We start from the raw sequence: 1,483 nt of genomic DNA on the forward strand, positions 1-1,483 counted from the left end.
TAGCAGAACAACTGCAAACAGAAGTAATTGCTCAAATACCGTTTGCGAAGCGTGAAGAGAATAAAGGGTCGTGTGTATATGACGAAGACTCGCTCGTTGGTGAGATGTTTAGTTCTTTAGCGGAGGATATTATTTATAAAGGATAGGTTGGTATAAAAAGTGGGATACATAGCACGTATGTATCCTACTTTTTATTTTCTTATGGAGTTATTTCAACAGTTTTAAAGGTTATATATTTAAGATTGTAGTAACTGCGAAACCATTTGCGAAATTTGATTTGCTTGTGAAACTGTATTAAATGCAACTAAATGCTCCATCGTAACATTCATCCCACACAACGACTGTCTAGCCATTCATACTTAAAACATTCGTACCAATACGCATAATGGACATTCCTTATAAATTAATATATGGTCTTAAAGCTAATAACGGTTATGAAAAGAAAAAGGGGCTTATGCTCACTTTATCTTTTTGTTTTCATACAGGAGACAAGGCCAAAATAAGCTCTGACCGCCTCTAAGTATGGCTGGAGCTTCTCTCCAGGCTAAAAAGAAAGCCTTTAATCTATCTATATAGAAAAAATAAACCTCTCTGCAAGCAGAGAGGTTTATTCATGAAACTAACTCAAATGGTTTATTGTAATAATTTAGAAACCATTTGTGGAGTTTGGTTTGCTTGAGAAAGCATGCTGATACCAGCTTCGTTCAAGATTTTGAACTTAGTCATTTCAGACATTTCTTTTGCCATGTCAGCGTCTTCGATTTGAGAAGCAGCTGAAGCCATAGCAGAAGACTGGCTCTTAAGGTTGTTTACGTTAAAATCTAAGCGGTTTAATGTAGCACCTAGAGTTGCACGGTTGTCAGCGATTGTTTTAAGGGCTTCGTCAATCTTAGCAACTGCTACTAATGACTTCTCTTCTGTAGCAGCTGTTTTAGCATTCTCATAAGCTTCAACTAAATCTTTTGAACCTTTATTAGCCGTTTCATTTAACTTGGCTTGAGCAGTTTCAAAATCAGACTTAAGTTTAACATCATTTGGATTTGCATTGTAAGCTGCTTTTGCTGAAATATATTCTTTTGCAGTAGGATCAAGAGCGCCTTTAGCTGCTTCATAATCGCCTACTAATTTAGCAGCATTAACATCGTTATCAGAATTACCTTTAGCTTTAGTATATTCAATGTCTCTAGTTGTAACAACAGCTTGTTTAGTATCTACAACAGTTTGTTTAGCATCAAGAGCAGTTTGTTTAGTGTTATATGCATCAATTAATCCTTTTGCAGTAGCATCAGCTTCCATAGTATTTTTAGCAGTATCAAGAGCAGTTTTTAGTCCGTTATTTGTAGGATCTGCATCAAGAGCTTTTTTGGCATCAAGGTAAGCTTTAGCTTTAGTATCTAATTCAGCAGTGTTTTTAGCAGAGTCAAGTTCACCTTTAGCAGTATCACGCTCTGTAGTAGCTTTATTAAGTTCTTCAGTAGCTAAG

Annotated in this window: 1 protein-coding gene and 1 pseudogene; one reads left to right on the top strand and one right to left on the bottom strand. The window is 35.9% G+C overall.

Annotated elements, in window-relative coordinates:
- Positions 1-146, top strand: a pseudogene (locus AC1DTM_RS26200) (MRP family ATP-binding protein); the annotation flags it as partial.
- A gap of 487 nt (positions 147-633) precedes the next feature.
- On the opposite strand, the gene AC1DTM_RS26205 reads toward AC1DTM_RS26200, so the two are convergent.
- Positions 634-1,483, bottom strand: an 850-nt coding sequence (locus tag AC1DTM_RS26205; protein ID WP_477001256.1) for a flagellin, incomplete at its 5' end; no start/stop codon positions are given.

The sequence above is a fragment of the Bacillus sp. P4_D3 genome (assembly GCF_056401855.1).